Raw genomic sequence first — 720 nt, forward strand, 5'->3', positions numbered from 1 at the left:
GCATTTCGACCTTGTCATGGTCCACGGCGATCCGGCTTTCGCAACCATCGACAAGACATTTCCACTGGCTGAAGCGATCAGGGCCGAGGTCACCTACACAGGGCTCGTTGCCGCGCCGCCATCGGCCGCGGCCTCCGAGCGCTTCGACGTTCTGGTGTCGGTTGGCGGCGGGGCTGCCGGAAAGAGCCTTGTCAGGTCCACCATAGCAGCGGCGCGCAATGCCAACAAAGGCTGGAAATGGTGTTTGATCACCGGCCCAAACCTGCCGAAAGACGAGTTTGACGCGATCGCACGCGATGCCACGCCGGGCCTGTCCATCTTCCGGTTCCGCGAGGATTTCGCCAGCCTGCTGACCGGCGCCCGCCTGTCAGTCTCGCAGGCGGGTTACAACACGGTCTGCGATGTGCTGCGCGCGGGTTGTCGCTCCCTGCTCGTTCCATTTGCAGCCGGCGGCGAAACCGAACAGACGGTTCGCGCCCTGATGCTCGAAGACCTCGGTCTTGCAACAGTGCTGACGGAAAAGGACCTAACGCCTGAAGGTCTGGCGCAAGCGATCGAACAGGCGCTTGTGGGACCGACGCCATCCGCGCATCGTCTCGACCTGGAAGGTGCGCGCCACGCGGCGCAAATCCTGCGCGAGCGGTATCGAATCTGGTCCCTGAAAGCGGGGCCTGGTTTCGGAAAAGTTCACGGATCCTAGGGCGGTTCATCGTTTCACGG

At 62.9% G+C, this 720-nt stretch carries 1 protein-coding gene; it reads left to right on the forward strand.

Annotated elements, in window-relative coordinates; genetic code table 11:
- On the forward strand, positions 1-700 hold a 700-nt coding region (locus ACXJ7R_RS35300; protein ID WP_457155826.1), incomplete at its 5' end, for a glycosyltransferase family protein.
- Between the last annotated feature and the right edge of the window lie 20 nt (positions 701-720).

Source organism: Mesorhizobium sp. P5_C1, from assembly GCF_054049815.1.